Annotated in this window: 22 protein-coding genes; 9 read left to right on the top strand and 13 right to left on the bottom strand. The window is 67.9% G+C overall.

Annotated features, from left to right (window positions below):
* Nucleotides 1-32 precede the first annotated feature (32 nt).
* The 4 genes from ACZ522_RS03685 to ACZ522_RS03700 all read right to left on the bottom strand — a co-directional run bounded on the left by ACZ522_RS03685 (nt 33) and on the right by ACZ522_RS03700 (nt 5121).
* Nucleotides 33-2237, bottom strand: coding sequence for an LUD domain-containing protein (locus ACZ522_RS03685; protein WP_379692160.1), 2205 nt, complete (start codon nt 2235-2237; stop codon nt 33-35).
* Nucleotides 2234-2740, bottom strand: coding sequence for an LUD domain-containing protein (locus ACZ522_RS03690; protein WP_379692159.1), 507 nt, complete (start codon nt 2738-2740; stop codon nt 2234-2236). Before ACZ522_RS03690 ends, ACZ522_RS03685 begins: the two co-directional genes overlap by 4 nt.
* A gap of 73 nt (nt 2741-2813) precedes the next feature.
* Nucleotides 2814-3833: a 4-hydroxythreonine-4-phosphate dehydrogenase PdxA gene (gene pdxA / locus ACZ522_RS03695; RefSeq protein ID WP_379692158.1), complete on the bottom strand. Its 1020-nt coding sequence runs from the start codon at nt 3831-3833 to the stop codon at nt 2814-2816.
* Nucleotides 3817-5121 (bottom strand): four-carbon acid sugar kinase family protein, encoded by a 1305-nt coding sequence (locus tag ACZ522_RS03700; protein WP_379692157.1) that lies wholly within the window; start codon nt 5119-5121, stop codon nt 3817-3819. Before ACZ522_RS03700 ends, pdxA begins: the two co-directional genes overlap by 17 nt.
* Nucleotides 5122-5323: 202 nt before the next feature.
* Between ACZ522_RS03700 and ACZ522_RS03705 the strand changes: the two genes are divergently transcribed.
* From ACZ522_RS03705 to ACZ522_RS03715, 3 genes are all read left to right on the top strand, one after another.
* Entirely contained in the window at nt 5324-6577 is a 1254-nt protein-coding gene (locus ACZ522_RS03705; RefSeq protein ID WP_379692156.1) for a sugar ABC transporter substrate-binding protein, read from the top strand.
* A 35-nt stretch (nt 6578-6612) separates the two neighbouring features.
* The gene (locus ACZ522_RS03710; protein WP_379692155.1) at nt 6613-8211 is read left to right on the top strand and encodes a sugar ABC transporter ATP-binding protein; all 1599 of its coding nucleotides are present in this window, start codon (nt 6613-6615) and stop codon (nt 8209-8211) included.
* A 101-nt stretch (nt 8212-8312) separates the two neighbouring features.
* Nucleotides 8313-9209 carry an ABC transporter permease gene (locus ACZ522_RS03715; RefSeq protein ID WP_379692209.1) on the top strand — a complete coding sequence of 299 codons (897 nt, stop codon included), beginning with the start codon at nt 8313-8315 and terminating at the stop codon, nt 9207-9209.
* A gap of 37 nt (nt 9210-9246) precedes the next feature.
* On the opposite strand, the gene ACZ522_RS03720 is transcribed toward ACZ522_RS03715, so the two are convergent.
* Nucleotides 9247-9912 carry a cyclase family protein gene (locus ACZ522_RS03720; protein ID WP_379692153.1) on the bottom strand — a complete coding sequence of 222 codons (666 nt, stop codon included), beginning with the start codon at nt 9910-9912 and terminating at the stop codon, nt 9247-9249.
* A gap of 114 nt (nt 9913-10026) precedes the next feature.
* On the opposite strand from ACZ522_RS03720, the gene ACZ522_RS03725 reads away from it, so the two are divergent.
* Genes ACZ522_RS03725 through ACZ522_RS03735 form a run of 3 tightly spaced genes read left to right on the top strand, consistent with a single transcriptional unit; the run spans nt 10027 to nt 12634 of the window.
* Nucleotides 10027-11214 carry a UxaA family hydrolase gene (locus tag ACZ522_RS03725; RefSeq protein WP_379692152.1) on the top strand — a complete coding sequence of 396 codons (1188 nt, stop codon included), beginning with the start codon at nt 10027-10029 and terminating at the stop codon, nt 11212-11214.
* A complete protein-coding gene (locus ACZ522_RS03730; protein ID WP_379692151.1) occupies nt 11211-11525 on the top strand; it encodes a UxaA family hydrolase in 315 nt (104 codons plus the stop codon). Before ACZ522_RS03725 ends, ACZ522_RS03730 begins: the two co-directional genes overlap by 4 nt.
* The gene (locus tag ACZ522_RS03735; RefSeq protein ID WP_379692150.1) at nt 11522-12634 is read left to right on the top strand and encodes a UxaA family hydrolase; all 1113 of its coding nucleotides are present in this window, start codon (nt 11522-11524) and stop codon (nt 12632-12634) included. Before ACZ522_RS03730 ends, ACZ522_RS03735 begins: the two co-directional genes overlap by 4 nt.
* Before the next feature lie 30 nt (nt 12635-12664).
* Here ACZ522_RS03735 and ACZ522_RS03740 read toward each other — a convergent pair whose 3' ends face one another.
* Nucleotides 12665-13456 carry an SDR family NAD(P)-dependent oxidoreductase gene (locus tag ACZ522_RS03740; RefSeq protein WP_379692148.1) on the bottom strand — a complete coding sequence of 264 codons (792 nt, stop codon included), beginning with the start codon at nt 13454-13456 and terminating at the stop codon, nt 12665-12667.
* Nucleotides 13457-13577: 121 nt separating this feature from the next.
* Nucleotides 13578-14342: an IclR family transcriptional regulator gene (locus ACZ522_RS03745; RefSeq protein ID WP_379692147.1), complete on the bottom strand. Its 765-nt coding sequence runs from the start codon at nt 14340-14342 to the stop codon at nt 13578-13580.
* Nucleotides 14343-14569: 227 nt separating this feature from the next.
* Here ACZ522_RS03745 and ACZ522_RS03750 point away from each other — a divergent pair, with 227 nt between their 5' ends.
* Nucleotides 14570-15301 carry a fumarylacetoacetate hydrolase family protein gene (locus ACZ522_RS03750; protein ID WP_379692146.1) on the top strand — a complete coding sequence of 244 codons (732 nt, stop codon included), beginning with the start codon at nt 14570-14572 and terminating at the stop codon, nt 15299-15301.
* A 244-nt stretch (nt 15302-15545) separates the two neighbouring features.
* Here the strand turns inward: ACZ522_RS03750 and xacF are convergent, their stop codons facing one another.
* Nucleotides 15546-16988, bottom strand: coding sequence for a 2,5-dioxovalerate dehydrogenase (gene xacF / locus ACZ522_RS03755; RefSeq protein ID WP_379692145.1), 1443 nt, complete (start codon nt 16986-16988; stop codon nt 15546-15548).
* 178 nt (nt 16989-17166) lie between these two features.
* On the opposite strand from xacF, the gene ACZ522_RS03760 reads away from it, so the two are divergent.
* Nucleotides 17167-18036: a fumarylacetoacetate hydrolase family protein gene (locus ACZ522_RS03760; protein ID WP_379692143.1), complete on the top strand. Its 870-nt coding sequence runs from the start codon at nt 17167-17169 to the stop codon at nt 18034-18036.
* A 541-nt stretch (nt 18037-18577) separates the two neighbouring features.
* Here ACZ522_RS03760 and ACZ522_RS03765 read toward each other — a convergent pair.
* The 3 genes from ACZ522_RS03765 to dgoD form a co-directional block, all read right to left on the bottom strand.
* On the bottom strand, nt 18578-19357 hold the full coding sequence (locus ACZ522_RS03765; protein WP_379692142.1) for an SDR family NAD(P)-dependent oxidoreductase: 780 nt from the start codon (nt 19355-19357) through the stop codon (nt 18578-18580).
* A gap of 100 nt (nt 19358-19457) precedes the next feature.
* Nucleotides 19458-20489: an NAD(P)-dependent alcohol dehydrogenase gene (locus ACZ522_RS03770; protein ID WP_379692141.1), complete on the bottom strand. Its 1032-nt coding sequence runs from the start codon at nt 20487-20489 to the stop codon at nt 19458-19460.
* 52 nt (nt 20490-20541) lie between these two features.
* Nucleotides 20542-21693, bottom strand: coding sequence for a galactonate dehydratase (dgoD, locus tag ACZ522_RS03775; protein WP_379692140.1), 1152 nt, complete (start codon nt 21691-21693; stop codon nt 20542-20544).
* Nucleotides 21694-21838: 145 nt separating this feature from the next.
* Here dgoD and ACZ522_RS03780 point away from each other — a divergent pair, with 145 nt between their 5' ends.
* Nucleotides 21839-22612, top strand: a complete 774-nt coding sequence (locus ACZ522_RS03780) for an SDR family NAD(P)-dependent oxidoreductase (protein WP_379692139.1) — start codon at nt 21839-21841, stop codon at nt 22610-22612.
* 5 nt (nt 22613-22617) lie between these two features.
* Here ACZ522_RS03780 and ACZ522_RS03785 read toward each other — a convergent pair whose 3' ends face one another.
* Entirely contained in the window at nt 22618-24078 is a 1461-nt protein-coding gene (locus tag ACZ522_RS03785) for a rhamnulokinase (RefSeq protein ID WP_379692138.1), read from the bottom strand.
* A 7-nt stretch (nt 24079-24085) separates the two neighbouring features.
* Entirely contained in the window at nt 24086-24739 is a 654-nt protein-coding gene (locus tag ACZ522_RS03790; RefSeq protein ID WP_379692137.1) for a class II aldolase/adducin family protein, read from the bottom strand.
* Between the last annotated feature and the right edge of the window lie 41 nt (nt 24740-24780).

Below are 24780 nucleotides of genomic sequence, written 5' to 3' on the forward strand. Positions count from 1 at the left end.
GACTCCGGCGTCACACCGACGCCGACGCGGTTCTACTCGTCCGGCGCGACGAGTTCCACGGGGTGGACGGCGTCGCGGGCGAACAGGTCGCTCATCTGTTCGGCGCAGGAGGTTCCGCTGGCGACGAGCGTTCTGTCGTCGGTGTCGGCGAACTCTTCGCGCAAGTCCTCGCCCACGTCCATCGCCAGTTCGTAGTACTCGCTCTTGTAGCCGAAACTTCCCGCCATGCCGCAGCACTCCGCGTCGGAGGTGAGTACGTCGTAACCCAGTTCGGTGAGGATCGCCTCGGTGTACGCCTCGACGCCGAGCGTTCGCTGTTGGCAGTGGCTGTGGTAGGCGACGGGATTCGTCGGCCCCGAGAGGACGTCTTCGTCCGCGCCGTTTCGGAGGAGTCCGTAGACGTACTCCATCACGTCGTATGCGTTCTCGGCGAGTCGTTCGTGAGCGGCCTCGTCCAGCAGTTTCTCGTACTCGCGGCGGAACGCGGCGAGGTCGGACGGTTCGATTACGACCACGTCGAACCCGGCGTCGAGGTACGGGTCCAACTCGTCGGCGACGGCGCGGGCGTTCTCCGTTGCCGTCGCTATCATCCCCTGCGAGAGGGGGGCGCGCCCGCTCTCCATCGACGCCGAGAGTTCGACGTGTGCGCCGAGGGCCTCCAGCGTTCGGACGGCGGCCTTCCCCCTCTCGACGCGGACGTGGTTCGTGTACGTGTCGGCGTAGAGGACGACCTTCCGGTCGGCGGTGGCGTTCGGCGCGCGCGGCGTCCGCGAATTAAACCAATCGACCAGCGTCTCCCGTTGGAACTCCGGCAAGTCGCGTCGGGCGTCCACGCCGATGAAGCGGTCCATCGCAGTGCGGACCGGGCTGAGGCTCGCAACCGCGTTCGAGAGCGGTGCCGTCGCGGATCCGAGTTTCGCCAGCGTCCCGAAGTTGCCGAAGAAGCGCTTCTGGAGGCTCATCCCGCCGGGTTCCTCGTCGGGCGTGAGGCCCTCGACGAGAAAGTCGAACTGGGAGGGGTCGGCCCCCTGATTTCGCCTGTCGCGGACGACGGTGTTTATCCACGGCACGTCTATCTTCACCGGGCAGGCGTCCACGCACCGGGTGCATCCGGTGCAGAGGTCGTTGAAGTCGTCGGCGCTGTCGATGCCGTGGACGCCCGTCTCCCACCCGGTGGCGATGCCGCCGGTGTACGTCTCCCCGCCGAAGGCGTGGCCGCCGACGTGCTGGAAGTTCGCGCAGGAGTTCGCGCAGGCACCGCACCGGATGCAGTAGAGCGTCTCCCTGAGGTGTTCGTCCTCGCGCATCTCCGTGCGCCCGTTGTCCACGAGGACGAGGTGGAAGTCGCGTTCGTCGGCGCTTCCGAGGGGTTCGTCCGGGGCGTCGAAGTCGATCGTCGGCGACGCCACGGGCGGCGTCAGCATCGTGACGTACTGCGCGATGGGCTGGCCCGTCGCCGCCTTCGCGATGAGTTCGATAAAGGGCTGTAACTCCTCTGCGCCCGGAATCAGTTTCTCGACGCCCGCGACGGCGACGTGGGTGTCGGGGGTGACAGCCGACTTGCGGGCGTTGCCCTCGTTCGTCACGAGAGCGATGGTGCCGGACTCGGCGAGGACGAAGTTCGCGCCGGTCATCCCCACGTCGGCGTCGCGGATTCGCTCCCCGAGGTAGTCGCGGGCGAACTCGGTGAGTTCCTGGGCCGTCTCGAACGGTTCCTCGGGGTCGAACGCCTCGTTGAACAGGCGGGCCACGTCCGCCTTCGACTTGTGGAGCGAGGGGCCGACCAGGTGAGAGGGCGCTTCCTCGGCCACCTGCAGGACGAACTCGCCGAGGTCGGTCTCCCAGACGTCCGTCCCGCGCGCCCGGAGGTGTTCGTTCACGTCCAACTCCTCGGTGGTCATCGACTTGCTCTTGACCACCGTCTCGGCGCCCTCCTCCTCGACGACGTTCGCGATGTACTCGTTCGCGTCCGCGGCGTCCTCGGCGACGTACACCGTCCCGCCGTTCGCCTCGACGCTCTCGCGGACTTGCTCGACCAGTTCCGGCAGGCGTTCGATGGCGTCCTCCTTGATTTCTCGCGCCTCCGTCCGCAGGTCCTCGTACTCGTCGAACTCGGCGGTCACCGCGTAGCGGTCCTCGTTGAACACGGTGGTGTTCGCCTGGATGGCGTCGCCCTCCGTCTCCAGCAAGTGGCGAATCTGCTCGGCCTTCCGCCGACGCTCTCGCCGCGCGCTCATAGCCCCTCCACGAGAATCACGCGGACGGTGCGCGGCCCGTGGACGCCCTCGACCAACGCGCCCATGTCGCCGGTGGAACTGACGCCCGTGGCGAACACCGCCGACCCTCCGCCGTCGAACCGGTCGGCGAGGTAGGGGACGGTCGATTCGACGTCCGCCTCCACGTCACTCTCGCGGACGACGCCGACGTGCGTCGGCGGGTAGAGCGACACGAGTTCGTTCCCGGCGGCGTTCGACTCCACGACCAGCGTTCCGTACTCCGCGACGGCGCGCCCGACGGGCGTGACGCCCGTCTCCGCCTCCCGGATTCGCCGGGGCGTGAGGTCCGTCTCGACCGGCGTCTCGGCCAAGGAGACGCCGTCGAACCCGAGGGGCGTCCCGACGGCGGGTTCGTCCACCGCGTCAGCGAGAGCGTCCGCGACCCCGTCAGGGTCGGTGCGGGTGAGCGTCACATCCAACTCCGCGAGCGACGACTCGAACGTCGATACCGCGTCGATAGACATAGTACGCTCTTCCGCCACTACCGTGTTAACACTTACTACGGTACGTGTGAGCCAACTGCGACGTCGCGCGCCCTCACCGGCCGTTCGCCCGGCGGTTCTCCACCGCCGTCGCCGCCACGCGGACGGCGTCCACCATGCTCTCTTCGCTCGCGACGCCCTCGCCCGCGATGTCGAACGCGGTTCCGTGGTCCACGCTCGTGCGGACGATGGGGAGTCCGACGGTCATGTTGACGCCGCTGACGCCGCCGGACCCGTCGAAGCCGAGCATCTTCAGCGGGATGTGCCCTTGGTCGTGGTACATCGAGACGACGCAGTCGAAGTCGCCCCGCGCCGCGCGGACGTAGACCGTATCGGGCGAGAGGGGGCCGTCGGCGTCGATGCCCTCCTCGCGGGCGCGTTCGACCGCCGGGGCTATCTCCGCGTCGTCCTCGTCGCCGAGGAGTCCGCCGTCTCCGGCGTGGGGGTTCAACCCCGCGACGGCGACCCGCGGCGACTCGACGCCGAGTTCGCGGAGGGCGTCGTCGGTCACCCGTATCGTGTCGAGGACGTTCTCCGTCGTCACGAGGTCGCAGGCCTCCCTGAGGGGGACGTGCGTGCTCACGTGCGTCACGCGCAGGTCCTCCTCGATGAGCATCATCGAGTAGTTCTCCGTGTCGGTTCGCTCCGCGAGGAGGCCCGTGTGTCCCGCGTGGTCGCTCCCGGCCATCCGCGTCGCCTGCTTGTTGATGGGGGCGGTGGCGATGGCGTCCACCTCGCCAGCGACGGCGAGTTCGATGGCGCGTTCGACGTACGCCAGACTCGCCTCGCCGTACTCCGCGCGCAACTCGCCGTAGGCGAGTTCGTCCACGTTGTCCACGTCCAAGACGGACAGCGTCGAGGGGTCGTCGCTCGCCTCTGCCGCGGAATCGACCGTGCGCACGTCGAGCGAGCCGCCGCACGCCTCGACGGCCGCCCGCACCGCGTCCGCGTCGCCGACGACGACGAGACGCGCGAACTCCGTCGCGGCGGGGTACGCCTTCGCGGCGACTTCCGCGCCGACGCCCGCCGGGTCGCCCATCGTCACGGCGACGAGCGGTTTACTCGAAGTCATCACGTCCCCCGAGACGGGCGGCGCACTTACGTATTGCCCCGGGCGTGCCGAACGCGCCCGCCTTCGTCACTACGGGCGTCCCGTCGGCTCCCCCGCCGGCGACGCGGCCGAGCGGTATCCCTTCCTCGACGGACTCCCCGGCGAGGAGGACGCCCGCCGCGTCCAACGCGTCGAACGCGTCGGCGGCGACTGCGCCGCCCGTGACGAACAGCGACTCCGGCGGGTCGCCGCCGCGGCCGCTCTCACCCCGACCGTCCCACAGTCGCGCCACCGCCCCGGCCAACGACTCGCTGACGCGGGCGCGCACCGCGGCTTCGTCGGTGCCGAGTCGTCGCCCCGCCTCGACGGCGCGGGCCGGTGCGTCGGCGTCCGGGGCGGAGACGAGTGCGGCGAGGCCCGAACGCGACAGGCGGTCGGCACACGCCGCCGCGGCGTTCTCGCTCGCAGCTTCGGGGGACTCCACCGCCGCCTCCAAATCGAGGGGGACGACCGCCGAGTCGGGCAGCGCGCGGACCTGTTCCAGCGTCGCCGGGTTCGTGCTTCCGACGACGCAGAGGACGCTCCGCTCCCGCCTCGGAACCGGCGGCGGGCCGTCGCCGGCGGGCGGCGGCGTCTCGACGTACCGGGCGAGGCCCGCACTTCCGACGTAGAGGACGGCGCAGTCCGCCCGCGCCGCCCCCGCCGCTATCGCTTCGAGGTGGCGTTCGTGCGACGCGTCGGCGACGACGACCGTTCGGCCCTCCCGCGCCGCCGCGTCGAGTTCGTCGGCAACGGCCGCCGCCCCCGCGGCGACGCGGTTCACCGGCAGTCGGACGACGGGGAAGGTGGACGACGCGAACCGCGCGGGGAGGTGCGACGTCTCGACGGGTTTCTCCGGGTCGTTCCCCGCGTCCGTCTCCGCGACGGGGACGCCGTCGACGAGGTGGTACCCCTCGACGGTCGTGCGACCGTTCCGCGGCGACGCCGGGGCGACGAGGGCGACGTCCGCGCCGGTCGCTCCGAGGGCGGCGTCCACCTCGGCGACGAGGTTCCCCCTGAGCGTCGAATCGACCTTCTTGTAGACGAACGCGTGTCCGCCGTCGCCCACCGCGCGTTCGACCCTCGCGGCGGCGTCCGACGGGTCGGCGTACCGGGAGTCCGTGTCCACGACGCGAACGTCCGGCCGGGCGCCCGCGTCGGTCGATGCCCCTCGCGCGGAGACGAGCGTTCGGCGGCCGCGGGCGGCGAACTCGTGGCCGGTGTCGGTCGCCCCGGTCAGGTCGTCCGCGACGACGAGTCCCGAAGGCTGCATGCGACGGCGTTCCGAGAGCAGTCGTAAAAACCTACCCCGGAAACGAAACGGAGCGGTGTTCGGCCGAAAGCCGGTCCATTTCTCCGGTAGATTTACAAATCCGCGTTTCCAGTGGTTTGGCATGGTAGACCATGACAGTAATATATCAACTATGGGGAGAAGAGCGTATATAAAAGGGGCGTCGGTAGCCGCACTCGGAGGGTTGGCCGGGTGCGCCGGCGGCGGCGGTGACGGGAGTTCCGGGGGCGACGGTACCGGCACCGGGGGCGGCGACGGTTCCTCGTACGACCAAGTGTTCGCGACGGCCCCGACGCTGGAGAACGACTACTGGGGGGCGTTCGCCGAGGGGTACAAGACGGCGGCGAACGCGTGGAGCCTCAACCACGACATCCAGGCCAACGGCGCGAGTACGTCGGACATGCTCTCGCAGTTCGACTCGGCGGTGACGGGCGGCGCGGACGCCGTCGTCGGCACCGCGAGCAAGGACTCCGGCGTCCCGTCGTTGGCCGACGCCGCCGGCCAGGCGGGCGTTCCGTTCGTGGAGATGTGGGCGATGGGGAAGTGGTACACGCCCCTCGACGCGGGCGAACACTTCGTCCAGTACAACATCCCCGAACCCGTGCGGACGGGAGCGTTGACCGCCCGCATCCTCTTCGAGGCCATGGGGGGGAAGGGCAACTTCGTCCACGTGACGGGCCTGAAGGGCACCGTCGGCGCGAACGGCCGCAACATGGGCGTCGAGGAGGCGATGAAGGACTACCCGAACATCAAGCGCCTCGGCGACCCCCTCCCCGGCGACTGGAACCGCCAGAAGTCGCGTGAGTCGATGCAGAGCTTCGTCTCCCGGTTCGGCGACAAGATAGACGGCGTCTACGCGCAGAACGACACCGAAGCGCAGGGGGTGTTGACCGTCTGCCAGGAGAACAACCTGAACGTCCCCATCGTGGGGTACGACGGCATCCAAGAGACGGTGGAGGCGATTCAGAACCCGCCGGAGAACGGTCCCCGCATCGTCGCCACGTTCACCTCGCACCCGCCGTGGCAGGCGGGGTGGGCGCTGGCGAAGACGTACGACTGGCACAACGGGTGGCGGCCGAAGACGCCCGAACGGATGATGTTCTCCGGCGGATCGCTCGTCGTCAAAGAGCCCTCAAAGTGGAAAGACAAGATAGACCACGACCGCTTCCTGAAACCGCAACCGTACCTCGACGCCGTGTTCGGGTCCGAGGACCCGCCCTACGACTGGAAGAAGATGTCCGTCGTCGAGTCCGGCGAGGACGCGTTCGACCCACAGAACAAGCTCGTCCCCATCCGCAAGAGCGACTTCTACCAGTTGCTCTGGACGGAGGACAACAAACCGAGCGGGTACTCCCTGCCCGAGGAGTACAACCAGTCGAAGCCCTTCGACGAGGTAGAGCAGACGTACGCCGACCGGTGGTCGGACCCGTACGCGTGAGACTCCCCGCGGGAACTCCCACTATCACACCATAGATGTCCTCCAACAAACAACGAAACGAACCCCCCTCGACCGCCGCGACGGACGCGCGCGGCGAGGAGTTGTTCCGCATCGACGGCGTCTCCAAGTCGTTCCGTCACGTGGACGCGCTAGACGACGTCTCCCTGACCGTCGGCACCGGCGAGGTGGTCGGCCTCGTCGGCGAGAACGGCGCGGGAAAGAGCACGCTGTTGAAGATTCTCACCGGCATCCACCGCCCCGACGAGGGGCGACTCTACCTCGACGGCGAGGAGACGACGGTTTCGGACCCGAGCGACGCCGCCGGCAAGGGCATCTCGCTCGTCCATCAGGAACAGGACGTCATCGAGAACCTCACCGGCTACGAGAACATGTACCTCGGGATGTTCGACCGGTTCACCACCGGCGGCGTCCTCGACAGGCGGGCGATGCGCGAGGCCGGCCGAGGCGTCATCGACGATCTCGGCATCGACCTCGACCTGACCGACACCGTCGCCCACTACGACTTCAACGAGCGTCAGATGCTGGAGATAGCCAAGGCGTTCAGTTACCTCGGCGACGTCGAGCGACCGATAATCCTCCTCGACGAACCGACCGCCGGACTCGAAGAGGAGGGTCGCGACCTGCTGTTCGACCAGATAGCGCGCCTCCGCGAGACGGCCTCGTTCGTGTTCGTCTCCCACGAACTCGACGAAGTGCTCGACGTCTGCGACCGCGTGTACGTCCTCAAAGACGGCGTCGTCGTGGACGAACTCCCCGCGGAGGGGACCACCGAGGACGAACTCCAGCGAGCGATGGTCGGCCGCGACGTCTCCGAGGAGTACTACCACGTCTCCGCCCAACGGACGGTCGCGGGGGAGGACGTGACCCTCTCGGCTGACGAACTCGCGACGGACGACGGTCTCGACGGCGTCTCCTTCGAGTTGCGGCGGGGGGAAATCCTCGGCGTGGTCGGCGTGGACGGGTCGGGGAAGGCCCGACTCGGCCGGATTCTCGGCGGCGCGAGCACCCCCGACTCGGGGTCCGTCGCCGTCGACGGCGACCGAATCGAGAACCCCACCGTCTCGGAGATGGTCGAGTCGGGCGTCGGCTACGTCCCGAAGGAGCGGAAATCGGAGGGGTTGCTCCTGTACCAACCGCTCCGGTTCAACGTGTCGCTCCCGAGCATCGGCCTGCCGTCGATGCGCGACGACGTCCCGGTGGTCGGCCGGTCGCTCCCCCTCGTCGACTTCGAACGCGAGGAGGAACTGGCCGACCGGGCGGTCGAGAGGCTGAACATCAAGACGCCCGGCACCGGCGAGTTGGTCGAACGGCTGAGCGGCGGCAACCAGCAGAAGGTCGTCCTCGCGAAGTGGTTGATGCGCGACGCGTCGGTCCTCGTCCTCGACAACGTGACCCGCGGCATCGACGTCGGCGCGAAGGAGGAGGTGTACCGCCTCTGCCGGGAGTTGGCCGACGAGGGCGTCTCCATGCTGTTCATCGGCGACGAACTGCCGGAGGTCATCGGGATGGCCAACCGCATCCTCGTGATGAAAGACGGACGCATCGCTGACGTCGTCGAGGCTCCGCCCGGCGACAAACCGACCGAAGAGGAAGTCATACAGGAGATGATCTAACGATGTCAACATCCATCGGCGACGGCGCACGGGAGAAGTTCGAACAGTTACGCGAGAGACGGGACCTCCGCGATTGGTTGGTGGACCTCGGCCCCTTCGCGATGTTGTTCATCCTCGTCGCGTTGTTCTCGTTCACCAGCGACGTGTTCGCGACGTACGGCAACTTCATGGGCATCCTGAAGAACAGCATGATCCTGCTGCTCGTCGCCCTCGCGGGGACGTTCCCGATTCTCCAACAGAGCATCGACCTCTCGGTGGCCGCGTTGGTCGGTCTCACCGGCGTCGTCACCGCCATGCTGGTCAATCAGATCGGCATCCTGGCGATTCCGGTCGGCATCCTCGTCGGCGTGGCGGCGGGGACGGCCAACGGCGTCATCTTCGCCAAACTGAAACTGCCCTCGTTCCTCGTGACGCTCGGAACGCTCTCCATCGCGCAGGGGTCGGCGCTGCTTCTGACCGACGGGTCGTCCATCCCGTTCCGGAACGAACAGGCCCAGTGGATAGCGACCGGCGAACTGATCCCGACGGTTCCGAACCTCGTCCTCTGGGGACTGCTCATCTACGCGGTGACCTCCTTCATCGCGTGGAAGACGTCGTTCGGCCGCTACACATACGCGCTGGGGGAATCCGAGAAAGTCGCAGACCTCTCGGGGGTGAAGGTGGACCGCTACAAGATCGGCGTGTTCGTCCTCTCGGGACTGCTCTGCGGCATCGCCGGGGCGTTGCTCGCCGCCCGCATCTCCTCCGGGCAGGCGACGATGGGCGACGGCTTCCTCCTCCCCAGCATCGCCGCCATCGTGATGGGCGGCACCGCGTTGACCGGCGGCGTCGGCGGCCCCCACCGCACCATCATCGGCGTGATGGTCATCCAGGTCCTCCAGAACGGACTCGACCTCAACGGAATCGGGTCGTTCGTCCAGGAGATAATCCTCGGCTTCGTCGTCATCGGCGCGGTGTGGATGTCGCTTGACCGCGACAAGATAGACGTGGTGAAGTGACGGACGGCGCTACGCTCCCTCTCCTCGCCACGACGAACTACGCTTTCGGTCGAACGAGGAGGCGAACCTGCGACCCGTCTCGGCCCGCGTACGGTATCGGCGTGCAGATGACGTCGTACTGCCCGGGTTCGACCGCTTCGAGGTTCGCCACGCCCTCGACGATGCGGACGCCCGCCGGTAAGAGGGTCCGGTGGACGACGTGTTCCGCTATCGTCGCGCCGGGCGCGTCCACGCCGAGGGCGTCCGTCGCCACGCAGGCCACCTCGCGTTCGACGAGGAACTCGGCGGCGTCGCGCGACGGATACGGGTACTCGCGGACGTACTCGTCCGTCGGCCGCGGCGGGTTGCCGAAGTCGAGGATTACGAAGTCGCCCGCCCGCACGCCGCGCCGGTCGGCCTCGGATTCCAGCGCTTCCCGCCCGAGTTCGGCGCCGGGCGGCAGGTCGGTGAAGTCCAACACGATGCCCTCGGTCACCATCTCCTCGGGCGTCACCTCGTCGATGGTCCGTGCCTCGTCGGCCGGGAGGAAGTGCGTCGGCGCGTCCATGTGCGTCCCGCAGTGCGCGTCGAGGTGGAGTCTCGTCCCGTTGTACCCGTCCGCCTCGACGTCGGCGTACGATTCGAACTCCGGCGCCGGACGGTTCGGCGGGCGGGTCGGACAGTCCGGACCGAGCGACTGTGTCAAGTCTACCCAATCGGCCATGTCTCCCGTTTTCGCGTCGCGAACTAATAGGTTGGCGCTCGCCACCGAAGCCGTGCGGTAGTGCGTGTCGCACCGGCGAAAAGACTAACACGCTCGTCATCGACACTCGTTCCCATGGGTCATACGTTTAGCGGCTACCGCAGGCCGGACGGCCAGGTGGGCGTCCGCAACCACGTCGCCGTCGTCCCCACATCGGTCGCCGCCTCCGCCGTCGCGTCGGCGGTCGCCGAGGAGGCCGGCGCGTGGGCGCGGGCGACGCCCCACCAACTCGGAACCAGCCAACCGGACCCGGCGAGGCGACAGACCGAGCGAGTGTTGACCGGCGTCGGGCGGAACCCGAACGTGGGTGCGGCCCTCGTCGTCGAACTCGGCACCGAGGACATCGACGCCGACGATATCGCCGACGGAATCGCCGCCGGCGGGAGGGCCGTCGAGACGCTCACGATACGCGAGGCCGGTGGCACCGAGGCCGCCCTCTCGGAGGGCGCGGACCGCCTCGAACGCCTCAACGGAGAGGCGCAACGGGCCAGGCGCGAGGAGGCCGACGTCTCCGAACTCGTCTTCGGCGTCGAGTGCGGCGGGAGCGACGCGACCAGCGGAATCGCGGCCAACCCGGCTGTCGGCGCGGCCTGCGACCGCCTCGTCGAGGCGGGCGGCACCGCCTGCTTCAGCGAGACGCCGGAGTTCATCGGCGCGGAACACATCCTCGCGGACCGGTGCGTAGACGAGGAGACGCGGGAACGTCTCCTCGAACGGGTCGAGGCCCGCGAGGGGATGGCCGAACTGATGGGCGTGGACCTCCGCGGCGCGCAACCGACGCCCGGCAACCAGGAGGGCGGCCTCACCACCATCGAAGAGAAGAGCCTCGGCGCCATCTCGAAGGGCGGGACGACGCCCGTCCGCGGCATCGTGGACTACGCCGAGGACCTGCCCGTCGGCGGCGGACTCGTCCTCATGGACACGCCCGGATACGACGTGGAGAGCGTCGTCGGCAAGGTGGCCGGCGGCGCGCAGGTGATAGCGTTCACCACCGGGCGCGGCAGCACCACCGGCAACCCCATCGCGCCGGTCATCAAGGTGACCGGCAACCCGAAGACGTGGGAGAAGATGTCGAACAACGTCGACGTCAACGCCGGGACGGTGTTCGACGGCGAGTCCGTCGAGTCGGTCGGCGAACGCGTCTTCGAGACGCTCGTGGACGTCGCGGACGGCCGGCGCACCGAGTCCGAGCACCGGCGCTTAGAGGAGTTCGCCATCAACGAGATTCAACCGCAGGAACTCGACGCGGAGGCGGGCGCATGAAGGGCCGCGTTCTCGACGACGCCCTCCTCCTTCTAAGCGACGCCGACAACGTCGGAACGGCGGTGGACGACCTCTCGGCTGGAACCGAAATCGAGTGCGACGGTCGGACCGTCACCCTCCCGGAGGACGTTCCCTTCGGTCACAAGGTGGCGTTGGAGTCGTTCGCCGTCGGCGACGAGGTGCGGAAGTACGGCGAAGTCATCGGCGCGGCGACGCGCGCCGTCGGGCCGGGCGAGTGGGTCCACACGCACAACTGCGAGAGCACCCGCGGCCGCGGCGACCGCGCGGCCGCCGGGGGTGAGGCGGCGTGAGCGTCCCCTCCGTCACCGGGCGGACGTTCGAGGGCGTCCCTCGGCGGGACGGCGGCGTCGGCGTCCGCGACAACGTCCTCGTCCTCCCGTCGGTCATCTGCTCGCACATCGTCGCCGACCGCATCGCCGCGCGCGTTGACCACGCCGTCTCGACGCCGCACGATCACGGCTGCGCCCAACTCGGGGCCGACAACGAACAGACGCGGCGGACGTTCCTCTCTCTGGCGCAGAACCCGAACGTTGCGGGCACCCTCGTCGTCGGACTCGGGTGCGAGGAGGTCCAGAGCGACGACGTGGCGGGTGCGCTCCGGTCGCGGGACGTCCCGGTGCGAGAACTGTCGATACAGGGCGTCGGCGGCACCGACGAGTGCGTCGAACGGGGCGTCGAGGCGGCGTCCGAACTCGTCGAATCGCGCTCCGTGGACCGCTCCGACGCCACCATCGGGGACCTGACGCTCGGCGTCGTCTCCACCGACCTCGACACCTCGACGGTGGACGTGGCGGACCCCCTCGTGGGCGACGTGGCCCGCGCCGTCGTCGCCGCCGGGGGTCGAGTCGTCGTCGCCGGCAACGAACGCGTCCTCGCCCACCCGGACGACGCGCGCGAGATGACCGAGGAGTCGGCCCGCGACTCGGTGGACGAACTCCTCGCCCGACACGAGGGCATTCCGCCGCGCGCGACGCGAGTCGGTCGGTTCGCCCGCAAGCGGTCGTTCGACGAGGTGACTCGCTCGTGGGGAGAACGCGACGTCTCGGAGGTGCTCTCGTACGGCGAACGCGCGAGCATCTCGGAGGGTCTCGCCCTCGTGGACGCGCCGTCGCGGTTCGCGGAGGCGACGACGGCCCTCGCCGCCGCCGGCGCGAACGTCGTCGTCCACGTCACCGGCGACGGCATCCTCGCCGGCCACCCCCTCGTCCCGGTGGTGAAGGTGACCGGCGACCCGGGCACGGCGGCGGCGCTTCCGGACGACATCGACGTGGAGGCGACGAACGCCGACGCCGACGACCTACTGGAGACACTGGTCGCCGTGGCGAACGGCGACCCCTGCTGCGCGGAGCGACACGGCCTCACGGAGTTCGCCATCACGCGCGTCGGACCCTCGATGTGAGTCCGCCGCGTCATCCGCCTTTTCTCGGTCTCAGAACGCGCTCGGGGTGAACCCGCCGTCTATCGTTATCGTCTCGCCGGTGACGTACGACGCGGCGTCGCTGGCGAGGTAGACCGCCGCGCCGGCCACGTCCTCGGGGCGACCGATTCGCCCGGCGGGCGCGCGGGACGTGACGCGTTCGTACCGGTGGCTCCCCTCCTCGTAGGCGTCGGCCGTCTGCGCCGTGGCGATGAACCCGGGGCGGACGGCGTTGACGCGCACGTCCGGCCCGAGGTCCTTCGCCGCCGCGCGGGTGTAGCCGTCGATACCGCCCTTCGCGGAGGAGTACGCCGCCAGGTTCTCGATTCCGAGGACGGAGGACAGCGACGCGACGTTGACGACGCTCTCTACCCCGGTACGGTTGGCGAACGTCTGCACCGTGCGGTGGACGCCCGTCAGTTGCACGTCGAGGACGTGGTCCCACTCCTCGTCGGTCACCTCCGAGACGGACGACCGGGCGATGGCGCTGGAGGAGTTGACGAGGATGTCGACGCCGCCGAAGCGGTCGGTCGCGGCGTCGGCGAGCGATTCCAGCGAGTCGCGGTCGGTCACGTCGCAGGTGGCCTCCAACGCCTCGCTCCCCCGTTCGCGCACCTCGTCTGCGGTCGCGGCGACGCGCGATTCGGTTCGACTCGTCGGGACGACGTTCGCCCCCTCTTCGGCGAACGCGAGGGCCACCGCGCGACCGATACCGCTCGTTCCGCCGACGACGACGGCCGTCTTCCCGTCGACCGTGACCGGTTCGTACGTGAACGACGCGGGTTCGCTACTCTCGTCGGACATGGGTCTCGATGCGTCGCCGACCGTGATATACGTTCGTGTCGCACACAGGTTCGGAACTGTCAGACGGACGAACTTGGAGTCGCAGAAACTGAGAACGCCCGCCCGGCGGGCGCGCGGTCAGTCACGAGTACGTGAGGTTGAGTTCGATGACGTTCGCCGCGCTCCGGACGCGTTCGGGTATCTCCGATTCGAACGCCTCGTCCTTCATCCGACTCGTCGGCCCCGAGACGCTCACCGCGCCGATGGCGCGCCCGTCGGGGTCCGTGACGGGCGCTGCGACGCACCGGAGACCGGAGAGCCGTTCCCCGTTGTCGGTGGCGTACCCGCGTTCGCGGATGGCCGCGAGTTCCTCGTCGAGTTCCTCCCGCGTGGAGACGGTGTTGGCCGTCTGCGCCGGGAGGCCCCAGCGGTCGACTATCTCGTCGACGCGTTCCTCGGGGAGGTGCGCGAGAATCGCCTTCCCCAGCGAGGTGCAGTGGAGGCCGACGCGCATCCCGGCGTGCGTGTCGAGGTTGACCGCTTGGTCCCCCTTCGAGCGGAGGAGGTAGACGCCCTCTCCGTGCTCCTCGACCAGCAGGTTCGCCAACTCCCCGGTCTCCTCGGCCAGCGCCTCCACCTCCGGTTTGGCGACGTCGTAGATGCGCATCCGGTCGCGCGTGTGTTCGCCGAAGTCGAGGAACTTCAGGCCGATGCAGTACGTCTCGTCGTGCCAATCGACGTACTCGTGTTCCCGGAGCGTCCGCAGGTGGCTGTAGACGGTGCTCTTGGGAAGGTCGAGTTCGTTCGCTAACTCCGTCACACCGGCGTTACCCTTCTCCTTCAACGCTTCGAGGATTCGAAGCGAGGTTCCCAGCGCCCCGATCGTGTTCGCGGTGTTCGTTCCCATGGCACACACCGGTTGCCGTCCGGTATACATAACGTTTGTTCACGTTCGCAGAACGTGTTTCCGGCCATGGTGGTGGACGACCCGACATCGTCGTGCGCGCCGGACGTGACGGTTCGGCGACGCGTTCCCGCCCCGCGGTGCGTCGGTGCGCGTCCGCTTCAACGTTTCCCCGCCGCCGGACTGCGGCTTTCCGAACTGTTTTGTCGCGGGGGAGAGACGCTGCGGGCATGCACCGCGTACGATTCCGCGACCCCGCGGGGAGCGTCAGAACCGGACGGCGAACGGACGACGGACTCGTCTTCGGCGACGAGACGTACGACCCCGAGGACGTGGACGTCCTGCCGCCCTGCGACCCGACGAAGATAGTCTGCATCGGCCTCAACTACGAGAAACACGCCGAGGAATCCGGGATGGAGATTCCGGACCGACCGCTGTTGTTCCTCAAGCCGCCGAACGCGCTTTCGTCCCACGGCGACACCGTGACCCTCCCCGCGGGAAAGGAACGGGTGGATTACGAGGCGGAGTTGGCCGTCGTCGTCGGCGAGCAGTGTCGCAACGTCTCCGAGGAGGAGGCGATGGAGTACGTGGCGGGCTTCACCTGCATGAACGACATCTCGAACCGCGACGACCAAGATAAAGAACAGAACTGGATTCGCGGGAAGGCGTTCGACAACAGCGCACCCCTCGGCCCGGTTCTCGCCACGCCCGACGAGGTGCCCGACGACGCGAGCATTGAACTCCGGATGAACGGCGAGACGAAACAGGACTCCTCGCGGGCGGACTTCATCTTCTCGATACCCGAACTCGTCGCGGAGATTACGACGTACATGACGCTGGAACCGGGCGACGTCATCTCGACGGGGACGCCCGAGGGCGTCGGTCCACTCTCGGACGGCGACACTGTCGAAGTCGAAGTCGAGGGCGTCGGCGTCCTCGAACACGACGTGCGCGTCCCGTAAGACGGCGGGACGCCCCGCCCCGGCGGCCCTGACGACCGGAGCGGACGGGGCCCGAAGATTCATGTCCATAGGTGACACAATACACGCTGCGGTCGGAGGGGAACGTTGCGCGTAGTCCAACAGCCGCGTGCCACTATCAGTTCAACCAGCCCACTGCCGTCGCCCCCCTCCGTCCGCGTGCGTTCTGCCGGCGGAGCGACCGTTCGCGTTCGGCGTAAAAATAATTCGGAGCCGAGGGGCGGGCTCAGTAGTTGTCGTAGACCGTCTTCGTCGTGGTGAAGAACTCGAGGGCGGCCTCGCCCTGTTCGCGGTAGGTGTTACTGGAGGAGTCTTTCATCCCGCCGAAGGGGACGTGGAGTTCGAGGCCCGTCGTCTTCTCGTTTATCTTCACGACGCCCGCTTCGATATCTTCGACGAAGCGATTCGCCTCGGTGTGGTCGTCGGTGACGATGCTGGCGGCGAGGCCGTAATCGACGCCGTTGGCCACTTCGACCGCCTCCTCGTAGTTCTCGACGCGGATGACCGAGAGCACGGGGCCGAATATCTCGTCCTGCGCTATCCGCATGTTCTCGTCCACGTCGGAGAAGACGGCGGGCGAGACGAAGTAGCCGTCCGCGCCGTCGACGTCGACCTCCTCGCCGCCCGTTTCGAGGGTCGCGCCCTCGTCCTGCCCGACTCCGACGTACTCCAGCGTCGATTCGAGTTCGCTCTCGCTCACCTGCGGCCCCATGTCGTGGCCGTCGAGGCCCGGGCCGACGTCGATGTCCTCGGCGGCGGCGACGACCCCGTCCACGAACTCGTCGTACACGTCGTCGTAGACGATGGCGCGGGAGGTGGCGGTACACGCCTGTCCGGTGACGCCGAACGCCCCCGAGGCGACGATATCGACGGCCTCCTCCACGTCCGCCGTGTCGGAGACGATAGTCGGGTTCTTCCCGCCCATCTCGCACTGGACGCGCTTTTGGTCGTCCGTCGCGGCGTCGTACACGTGGTGTCCGACCGCGGAACTCCCGGTGAAGGAGACGGCGTCCACGGCGTCGTGGTCCGTGATGGCGCCGCCGACGTCGCTCCCGGACCCGATTACGAGGTTCACGACGCCGTCGGGGATCCCCGCCTCGTCGAGACACTCGATGATACCCTTCGCGACGCCGGGCGCGAGTCGCGCCGGTTTGATGACGACCGTGTTACCGGTCGCGAGGGCGGGTGCGAGCTTCCACGCGGGGATGGCGATGGGGTAGTTCCACGGCGTGATGAGGCCGGCCACCCCCAACGGTTCGTTCTTCGTGTAGAGGTTCTTCCCCCGTCCGCTGGCGGCCTTCACGGTGCCGCCGTGGTCTCCGGCCTTCTGCGCGTAGTAGTAGAAGATGTCGACGGCGCGTTGGACCTCCGGTTCGGCCTCCGCGGGCGTCTTCCCCTCCTCGCGGGTGAGCGTCTCCGTCAGTTCCTCCTTGCGGTCTTCGAGCAACCGCGCGGTCTGCGTGAGAATCGCGCCGCGTTCCGGACCGGGCGTGGCCGCCCACTCCTCGGACGCCGCGGCGGCGGCCTCGATGGCCCGTTCGGCGTCCTCGGTGGACCCCATCGCGTACTCCGCGACTACCTCCTCCGCGTTCGCCGGATTGGTCACCTCGAACGTCTCTCCCGACTCTGCCTCCGTCCACTCTCCGTCTACGTAGTTCGTGGCTGCCATGGGCACCGAAGCGTACGCCCGCGTGCCTTAGGGGTTTTTCGGTGAGTGCGGCGCTCCGAGCGGTGTCCCTCACGAACGACCGTCCCGAACCACCCTCTCTCACCGGGACAGCCCGATTCGCCCGACCGATTCCCCGTCGGCGCTAACAATTATGTGGCAGTGCCCGGTACCTGAACGCATGCAATACTACGCATTATCGGGTGCGGAGCGATCAGCACTCGTCGCACGAGACGGGGACGACGCCTTCGACCTGACGAGCGCGAATCCGAAGGTGGAGACGTTCTCCGACCTCGCGCGGGCCGCGAACATCACGAATCAGGGCGTCGACGACGTCGCGCGGGGACTACTCGACGACGCCGACTCGGTCCCGGCGGACGAGTTGTCCGACCGGGCCCGTCGCCCCGCCGTTCCGGACGAGGTGTGGGCGGCGGGCGTGACGTACCACATCAGTGAACAGGCCCGAGAGGCCGAAAGCGGGATGCCCGACGTCTATCTGGACGTTTACGAGGGGGAACGACCCGAGATATTCTTCAAGGCGACGGAGAGTCGAACCGTCGGCCCGAACGATGCGGTCGGAATCCGCGAGGACTCCTCGTGGGACGTTCCGGAACCGGAACTGGGCGTCGTCCTCTACCGCGGCGACATCGTCGGCTACACCGTCGGCAACGACATGAGTAGTCGGTCCATCGAGGGGGAGAACCCCCTCTACCTCCCGCAGGCGAAAGTGTACGACCGCTGCTGTTCCATCGGTCCTTGCATCACCTCCGCCGACGCCGTCGACGACGCGCAGAACCTCGGCATGACGATGACCATCGAACGCGACGGCGAGATTCTGTACGAGGAGTCCACCTCCACCTCCGAGATGATCAAATCGTGCGAGGAACTCGTCTCCTACTACGCCCGCCACAACACCGTCCCCGAGACGGCGGTTCTCCTGACGGGAACGGGACTCGTCCCGAGCGACGACTTCACCCTCCGGGAAGGCGACAGCGTCCGCATCGAGATAGACGACATCGGCATTCTCGAAAACACCGTCACGGTCGTCTGACTCCCTCTTTCGATTCGGAGGCGGCACCTCCGTTTCCTATCGTCGCACGGGGCGATACTATGGCGACACGGAAACGGAACGCCTCGAACTGCGGATATCACCCCTGACGGCGACCGTATCCGCGGTGAACGGACGAGAACGTCCGCGCCGGTCGAATCTCCATCCGTGCGACCAAATCGCACAGCCGTCCGCCCCCGTCGGAGGCTGTGACAACAGTAAGACTGTAACGTCGGCCGAGGGAACGGTCCGTTCGACGACCGGTTCGTCGGGCCGGCCGGCTACCCGTATCGAAGGGGCGTCGCCGTCGTCCGGTTTTCCGCCCCGCGTGGCAGTCGAGTTCGCCGTCGGGCCGGGAGAGACGCTCCGTCCGCCCCCTCGTTCGGATCCGTTCCGGGGGTCGCTCTCGTCGGACGGGGGCCTCCGCCGTTTCGTATCGTCGTCTCGCCCGCGCGGCGCGTTTCCCCCGACAGAACCGTCTGCCCGGCGGAGCGAGTCGTCTCCTCGGGGCGGACGCAATCGGGTAGTCGAGTCGCCGATTCGGCTAGCGGACGGTGTACCCACCGTCGAGAACGATCGTCTCCCCAGTCATGTACGCAGAGGCGTCGCTCGCGAGGTACACCGCCGTCGGGCCGAGCATCTCGGGCGACGCCATCTCGTCCATCAACATCTCGCCCTCCCACGTCTCGACGGCGTTCTCTGCGACCTGCGCGCCCTGGTCCGCGTTGTCGGTCGCGACGTACCCCGGCGCGAGGTTGTTCACGCGGATTCCGTGCTCGGCCCACTCCGAGGCGAGTTGGTTCTTGAACCCCTCTAACCCGGCCTTCGAGGCGTTGTAGGCGACCTGTCTCTGGGGGTAGTTCGCGATGAACGCGGACATCGAGGAGACGTTCAGGACGACGCCGCCCCCGTTCTCCATCATCTCGCGCCCGGCGGCGCGCGAACAGAGGAACGCGCCCGTGAGATTCGTCGTGAGGACCGCGGACCACTCTTCGAGCGACATCGTCTCGATGGCCTCGTGGACGACGATGCCGGCGTTGTTCACGAGCACGTCCACTCCGCCGAATCGTTCGACGGTCGCCTCGACCATCGCCTCCACGGCGTCCTCGTCGGTCACGTCGCACTCAACCGCGAACGCGTCGGCTCCGGTGGAGTCGCTAATCTCCTCCGCCGCCTCCTCTCCCGACGCCGCGTCGCGGTTGGCGACGACGACGCTCGCGCCCGCCTCCGCGAGGGCGTTCGCGATAGCGCGGCCGATGCCGCGATTCCCGCCGGTCACGATTGCCGTCTCTCCGTCAAGGTCGAACGCGTCGAGTACAGTCACGGACGTACTACCGACCGAGTCTCACAAAAACCTTCGTCCCCGCTTCCCCGTTGGCGCGACTGAGACGGTACCACCGGGGGGTGGTACGACCGCCGACGGATCACTCGCCGAACGATATCATCCCCTTGACGACGGAGGGGTCCATCGCGCGCCGGAACGCCCCGTCGATATCGTCGAGCGACGACTCGAAGTCCACGATGCCTTCCACGTCCACGGCGTCGTCTTCGAGGAGGCCGATAGCCGCGTCGTACGTGTTCTTGTAGCGGAACGAGCCGTGGACGTCGAGTTCGTTGTCGATGATGTCGAGGACGTCGAAGGGGACGTTCGCCTCGTCGGCGAGTCCGACGAGGACGACGGTTCCGCCTCGCCGAACCGCGTCGATGGTCGATCGGATGGACGGCTCCGCGCCCGACGCTTCGACGACTACGTCGGCCCCGACACCGTCGGTGTACTCGTCGACGGCCGCTTCGAGAGACTCCTCCGCGACGTTGACTACCCGGTCCGCCCCGCGTTCTCCCGCGAACGAGAGTTTCTCCTCGACGACGTCGGTGACGATGACGTCCGTCGCACCGGCCGCCCGAGCGGCCTCCATCACCATCAGACCGATGGGGCCGGCGCCGGTCACGAGCACCGTATCGCCCGTCCCGACGTCACCGCGACGACAGGCGTGGATGCCGACGGAGAGCGGTTCACAGAGCGCCCCTTCCGTCGTCGAGACGTTCTCGGGCAACTCGTACACGTAGTCCGCCGGCCACGAGACGTACTCGGTGAAGGCGCCGTCGTGCGGCGGCGTCGCCATGAACTCGACATCCTCGCAGAGGTGGTAGTCGCCGCGCTTGCAGTGTGCGCACCGCCGACAGGGGACGCCCGGTTCCAGGGCGACGCGGTCGCCGGGTTCGAGCCTGCTCACGTTCTCGCCGACGTCGACCACCTCGCCGGCGCTCTCGTGTCCGAGGACGAGCGGATTTTCGACGACGTAGTCTCCGATGCGGCCGTGCTCGTAGTAGTGGACGTCCGACCCGCAGATACCGACGTCCCTGACGGCCACGAGGACGTCGTCCGGACCCGGAGACGGCCTGGGACGGTCCTCGATTTCGAACTCGTGAGGTTCGGTCAACACCGCGGTTTTCATACCCGATCAATTGGCGAGGTGGACACAAATAGGTGCGGGTCGGCCTATCGAATCACCACTCCGCGATGCTCCCGTCCTCGTGGTGCCAGATGGGGCTGTGCCAGTTGACCTGCGTCTGGGCCTTCTCGCGAACCGCGTCCTCGTCGACTTCGATACCGAGTCCCGGGCCGGTGAGTCGGTTGATGTAGCCGTCCTCGAACTCGAACGCGCGCGGGTCTTCGAGCAGTTCGAGTCCGTGGCTCGAATCGGCGTCGTGCAGTTCGAGGTCCTGTTCCTGCATGACGACGTTCTGGGAGGCGAAGCCGACTTGAAGGCTGGCGGCCAACGCGACGGGACCCAGCGGGCAGTGGGGGACGACGGCCACGTCGAACACCTCCGCCATCGAGGCGAGTTTTCGCATCTCGGTGATACCGCCGACGTGGGTGACGTCCGGCTGGACGACCGACACCGAGTTGTCGACGAACAGCGGTTTGAACTCGTGTCTGGAGTACAGACGCTCCCCCGTTGAGATGGGGACGGTCGTCTGCTGTGCGAGCGACCGGAAGGCGTCTCCGTACTCCGAGAGCACCGGCTGGTCGACGAACATCATGTCGTACGGTTCCACCCGCCCGAGGAGTTCCCGAGCCATCGGCTTCGAGACGCGGCCGTGGAAGTCGAGACCGAGGAAGGCGTCGTCGCCGACGGCGTCTCGGACCGCCGCGACCTGTTCCACGAGGCGGTCGACGGCCGCGGGCGTTTCCAGCGGGCGGAACTCGTGCGGGGAGTTGAGCTTGAACGCCCGGTACCCGTTCTCCCGTGCTCGACTCGCCGCGTCCGCGAGTTCTTCGGCGCTGTTGCCGCCCAACCACTCGTGGACGAGCATGCGGTCGCGGACGTGTCCGCCGAGGAGTTGGTGAATCGGCGCGTCGTAGTGGCGCCCCTTGATGTCCCACAGCGCGTGGTCGATGCCGGCCAGCGCACTCATCAGCACGGGGCCGCCGCGGAAGTAGGCGCTCTGGTAGAGCTTCCGCCAGTGGTACTCCGTCCGAAGCGGATCGCTCGTCAGGAGGTGCTCTTCGACGAGTTCGGAGACGGCGGTCCGGACCGTCTCCAATCGCCCCTGCACTATCGGTTCACCCCAGCCGGTTATCCCCTCGTCGGTCTCCAGTTTGAGGAGTAACCACCGCGGGGGAACGGCGAACAGTTCGTAGTCGACGATTTCCATGCGTGGGCTGTGTCCTGCCGACTACTTTAGTTAGCAGGTCCGGACGTACACGGAACGGATTTCACCCGTCCGCATCCATCGACGGCGCGATAGTGAACGGACACGTACATTTAACATGATAGAAACCGACTATCGACTCGTTCGCATGAGCGTACTCGAAAGCTTCTCCCTAGAGGGAGAGACAGCTATCGTTACGGGCGCGGCGCAAGGACTCGGTAAGCAGATGGCGACCGGTCTCGCGGAGATGGGAGCCGACGTCGCCATCGCCGACGTGGACGTCGAGAAGGCCGAGCGGACGGCCGCGGAGTTGGACGGCGAGACGGACGTCGTCGCGACGGAAGTCGACGTCACCGACGAGGCGTCGGTCGAAGCGATGGTCGAGGACGTCACCGACCGCCTCGGGCCCGTAGACGTGCTGGTCAACAACGCCGGCATCGTGGAGAACTCGCCCGCCGAAGAGACGTCGCTCGACTCGTGGCGGCGCGTCCTCGCCGTCAACCTCGACGGGGTGTTCCTCTGCGCCAAGCACGTCGGTCAGCGGATGTTAGAACGCGGCGGAGGGCGGATCGTCAACATCGCGTCGATGTCGGGCTTCGACGTCAACGTCCCGCAGAAACAGGCCAGCTACAACACCACGAAGGCCGGCGTCTCCATGCTGACCAAGTCGCTGGCCGTCGAGTGGGCGGACCGCGGCGTCAGAGTGAACGCCATCGCGCCGGGCTACATGCGAACCGACCTCGTCGACGAAGTGCTGGAAGCGAACCCCGAGATGGAGGAGACGTGGTTGGAGAACACGCCCATCGGACGACTCGGTCGGCCCGAAGAGCTCCGCGAACTGGTCGTCTACCTCGCTTCGGACGCGTCCTCGTACATGACCGGGTCGACGGTCGTCATGGACGGAGGGTACACCGCCCGGTAGCGGTGTCACCCCGTCTCGAACTCGGTTATCCGACTCTTCGCTCGGTCCCATCCGTCGGTCGTCGCGGGTTCGTACGTCGTCGTCTCGAACTCCTCCGCCACCAGTCGCCGTCCAGTCTCGACGTCCGGGAGCGTACCGACTCCGACGGCCTGGGTCAGGAGGTTTCCGACCGCCGTCGCCTCCGTCGGCCCGGCCACCACCGGGCGACCGGTCGCGTCGGCGAGTAACTGACAGAACAGTTCGTTCCGCACGCCGCCGCCGCCGAGGTTGATCTGTGGTATCGGCCCATCCGCGACCGACGCAAGTTCGTCCAGCGCCAGCGCCGTCTTCGTCACGAGACTGTCCAAGAGACAGCGGACGACTTCCCCCCGACCGGCCGGGACCGGTTGGTCCGTTCGCTCGCAGAAGGCGCGTATCTGGTCGGGCATCGGTTCGTCGATGCCGAAGCTGTCGGCGTCGGGGTCGACGAACGACGCCCGCGCCGGGGCCTCTCGCGCCGCCGAGAGGAGCGTCTCGTAGTCGGCGGGTACGCCGGCGTCGCGCCACGCCTCGCGGCACTCTTCGAGGAGGAAGAACCCGTTGACGTTCGTGAGCAGACGGACGGTTCCGTCGGCGCCCAGTTCGTTCGAGAGGGCGCGCTCGAAGGCGGCGTCCGTCCGCACCGGTTCCTCCCGTTCGACGCCGAGGATGAACCACGACCCGGTACTCAGGAACGCGGCGTCGTCGGTGAGCGGCAGACCGGCGACGGCGGACGCCGTGTCGTGGCTCGCGGGCGCGACGAGTTCGGGGTCGCAGGGGAGTTCCCGGGACACGTCGTCGGCGAGCGAACCCAACCGTCGCCCGGGTTCGTCGAGCGTCGGGAGGATATCCGTCGGAAGCGACAACTCCTCCAGCAGGTCCGTCGCCCATTCACGCTCCCGCGGGTCGACCATCTGCGTCGTCGACGCGACGGTCACTTCGCCGCACGGTCGCCCCCCCAGCAACGCCGTCAGCAACTGGGGCATCATGAGGAGTCCGTCGGCCCGGTCGAGGAGTTCGGGTTCCTCGTGCGCGAGCGTGTGGAGTTGCCACAGCGTGTTCGGCGTGTTCCAGTTGGTGACGCCCGTCGCCTCGAAGACCCGTCGTTCGTCGACCGCCTCGAACAGCGACTCGCGCGTCGCCGTCGCGGCCGGATCGCGGTACGAGATGGGGTCCCGCAGGACTTCGCCGTCGGACAGGAGCCCGAAGTCGAGCCCCCACGCGTCGATACCGACGGTGTCGACGTCGTCCCCTCGCTCGGCCGCGGCGCGGATGCCGGCGACCATCCGGTCTCGGAGGGCGTCGAGGTCCCAGACGTAGCGACCGCCTCGCTCGACCGGTCGATTATCGAACTGGTGGACTTCCCGGACTTCGAACGACTCGGGCGTCACGGTTCCGAGGTACACCGTTCCCCCGCTGGCACCGATGTCGATGGCTACGTGTTCCATCGTCCGGTCACTGCCCGTAGCTGTCCAGTTTCCCGCGGAGACGGTCTATCTCCTCGTCGGGGAGGATCTCCGGTTCGCCGATTGCGCGGGCCTGGTAGTGGATGCGCGCGCAGTACTCGACCATCTGCGCGACCGTGTACGCGTCGTCGAGCGACCCGTCGGCCGTCAAGACGCCGTGGTTCCGGAGGAGGGTCGCGTTGTACGACTCGCCCAGGGCGTCGACGGCCGCGTCGCCGAGAGCCTCCGTCGCGTGGGTCTCGTACCCGGTGACGGGGACTTCCGACCCCGTGAACGCGAGGAGGTAGTGCGAGGCCGGAATCGCCTCGCCGAGCGAGGCGAACGTGGTGGCGTACGGCGAGTGGGTGTGGACGACGCCGCCGACGTCCGAGCGCCGTTCGTAGACGGCGAGGTGCATCGGCAGTTCCGTCGACGGTTCGGTCTCCCCCTCGACGACGGTTCCGTCGGTGCGGACGACGGGCACGTCCGCCGGCTTGATGTCCGCGTACGGGATTCCGGACGGGCTGATGGCGATTCGGTCCTCGTCGAGACGAGCGCTGAGGTTCCCGCCCGTCCCGGTCGTCAGGTCGTCGTCGAGCAGGCTGCGGCCGTATTCGCAGATGGCGGTGCGCGTCTCGTAGTGCGGAATGTCTCGTGATGTCATGAACTGTCGTGGATAGGTGTTGATGGTCGGCGGATGGTGCG

It is taken from the genome of Halopelagius fulvigenes (genome assembly GCF_055398025.1).

Coding starts and splice junctions, on each gene's coding strand:
- ACZ522_RS03685 (WP_379692160.1), bottom strand. CDS start 2,237: ATGAGCGCGCGGCGAGAGCGTCGGCGGAAGGCCGAGCAGATTCGCCAC.
- ACZ522_RS03690 (WP_379692159.1), bottom strand. CDS start 2,740: ATGTCTATCGACGCGGTATCGACGTTCGAGTCGTCGCTCGCGGAGTTG.
- ACZ522_RS03700 (WP_379692157.1), bottom strand. CDS start 5,121: ATGCAGCCTTCGGGACTCGTCGTCGCGGACGACCTGACCGGGGCGACC.
- ACZ522_RS03710 (WP_379692155.1), top strand. CDS start 6,613: ATGTCCTCCAACAAACAACGAAACGAACCCCCCTCGACCGCCGCGACG.
- ACZ522_RS03715 (WP_379692209.1), top strand. CDS start 8,313: ATGTTGTTCATCCTCGTCGCGTTGTTCTCGTTCACCAGCGACGTGTTC.
- ACZ522_RS03720 (WP_379692153.1), bottom strand. CDS start 9,912: ATGGCCGATTGGGTAGACTTGACACAGTCGCTCGGTCCGGACTGTCCG.
- ACZ522_RS03725 (WP_379692152.1), top strand. CDS start 10,027: ATGGGTCATACGTTTAGCGGCTACCGCAGGCCGGACGGCCAGGTGGGC.
- ACZ522_RS03730 (WP_379692151.1), top strand. CDS start 11,211: ATGAAGGGCCGCGTTCTCGACGACGCCCTCCTCCTTCTAAGCGACGCC.
- ACZ522_RS03740 (WP_379692148.1), bottom strand. CDS start 13,456: ATGTCCGACGAGAGTAGCGAACCCGCGTCGTTCACGTACGAACCGGTC.
- ACZ522_RS03745 (WP_379692147.1), bottom strand. CDS start 14,342: ATGGGAACGAACACCGCGAACACGATCGGGGCGCTGGGAACCTCGCTT.
- ACZ522_RS03750 (WP_379692146.1), top strand. CDS start 14,570: ATGCACCGCGTACGATTCCGCGACCCCGCGGGGAGCGTCAGAACCGGA.
- xacF (WP_379692145.1), bottom strand. CDS start 16,988: ATGGCAGCCACGAACTACGTAGACGGAGAGTGGACGGAGGCAGAGTCG.
- ACZ522_RS03760 (WP_379692143.1), top strand. CDS start 17,167: ATGCAATACTACGCATTATCGGGTGCGGAGCGATCAGCACTCGTCGCA.
- ACZ522_RS03770 (WP_379692141.1), bottom strand. CDS start 20,489: ATGAAAACCGCGGTGTTGACCGAACCTCACGAGTTCGAAATCGAGGAC.
- dgoD (WP_379692140.1), bottom strand. CDS start 21,693: ATGGAAATCGTCGACTACGAACTGTTCGCCGTTCCCCCGCGGTGGTTA.
- ACZ522_RS03780 (WP_379692139.1), top strand. CDS start 21,839: ATGAGCGTACTCGAAAGCTTCTCCCTAGAGGGAGAGACAGCTATCGTT.
- ACZ522_RS03785 (WP_379692138.1), bottom strand. CDS start 24,078: ATGGAACACGTAGCCATCGACATCGGTGCCAGCGGGGGAACGGTGTAC.
- ACZ522_RS03790 (WP_379692137.1), bottom strand. CDS start 24,739: ATGACATCACGAGACATTCCGCACTACGAGACGCGCACCGCCATCTGC.